Annotated in this window: 2 protein-coding genes; both read left to right on the forward strand. The window is 24.6% G+C overall.

Going from position 1 to position 1,428, the window contains the following annotated elements:
- The first annotated feature begins 50 nt into the window (after positions 1-50).
- Entirely contained in the window at positions 51-959 is a 909-nt protein-coding gene (locus tag E6248_RS16010) for an AEC family transporter (protein WP_316341762.1), read from the forward strand.
- Between the two features lie 95 nt (positions 960-1,054).
- A complete protein-coding gene (locus E6248_RS16015; RefSeq protein ID WP_316341763.1) occupies positions 1,055-1,228 on the forward strand; it encodes a (2Fe-2S)-binding protein in 174 nt (57 codons plus the stop codon).
- Positions 1,229-1,428: the final 200 nt, after the last annotated feature.

Below are 1,428 nucleotides of genomic sequence, written 5' to 3' on the forward strand. Positions count from 1 at the left end.
CATATATATAATATTATTAAATAGTAAGAATGCAAATTTTAGGAGAAAAGATGGTTGTATTAAATAAGATAATAGCATTATTTTTAATTATATTAATAGGTGTCTATGGGGCAAAGAAAAAAATAATAAATGAAGAAGTAAACAAGGGATTAAGAAAGATATTATTACAAATAACCTTACCTTTATTAGTTATTAATTCTTTTAGCTTTACTTTTAGTGAAGAAATTAAGGGGGATATAATAAAAGCTTTTATATATAGTACTATATTTTTTATAGTAGGAGGGATAATTTCATATATATTATTAAAGCCATTAAAGGGAGAAAAGAGGAAAATATTACAGTTTGGTAATGCATTTTCTAATTGTGGATTTATAGGTTTTCCAATTATAAATAGTATCTATGGAGCCGAAGGCGTAGTTTATACTTCAATATTTAATATGGTATTTACAATAGCCCTTTGGACATATGGAATTATATTATTTACTGGATCTACATCTAAAGAAAATATAAAGAAGGTTTTAATTAATCCTGCAATTATTGCTGTCTATATTGGAATTGTAATTATGACATTTAATATTAAGCTTCCTACAGCTATTATAGATACAAGTAAAATAGTAGGTGAAATGACAGCACCTATTTCAATGATTATTGTTGGTAATATACTTTCTAAAGTAAGAGTAAAAGATATATTTAAAGAAAAAACTATATATTATGGTGCATTAATAAAGTTGATAATTATTCCATTAGTCTTATTTACAATTACTAGATATCTTTTAAAAGATAACTCAATTGTTATGAATACTATAATAATTATTCAAGCTATGCCAGCAGCAGCTATGACATCAATTTTTGCTGCTGATTTTAATAAAGAAAAAGAATATTCAGCTATGCTTGTATTTGTAACTACCTTATTATCAATAATAACTATACCAATTATCTCTAGAATATTAGGATCATAAAAGCAAGAACAATAATTTTTTGATAATAACTTTTATTATTTGCAAAAATGTTGTATAATTTAGTTGAATTTAAGAAAATGTAATGAGGTGTACTAATGGATTTAATTTGTCTTTGTAAAGGTGTGGAAAAAGATACTATAATTAATGCAATAAAAGATGGAGCAGATACTTTTGAAAAAGTAAGAGAAGCTACTGGAGCAGGCACAGGATTTTGTGGTGCTGGCAGATGTAGAGCTAGGATTGAAGCTTTAATCGAAGACAATAAATAAAGTAAAATAGGCTTTGGATTTATTCCAAAGTCTATTTTTATTTAGAATAATATCAAAATAAAAATTATATATAATCCACTGCTTAAATTATACAAATAATTTTGATTTTTTTAATTATTGAATATTCAGGGAATTCAAGCTTAGAGAGGGTTTAAAACTAATATTAATGCTCTAAATTCATAGAATATTAAGTATGAATC

The organism is Clostridium sp. (assembly GCF_032552055.1).
Taxonomy (GTDB): domain Bacteria; phylum Bacillota; class Clostridia; order Clostridiales; family Clostridiaceae; genus Clostridium.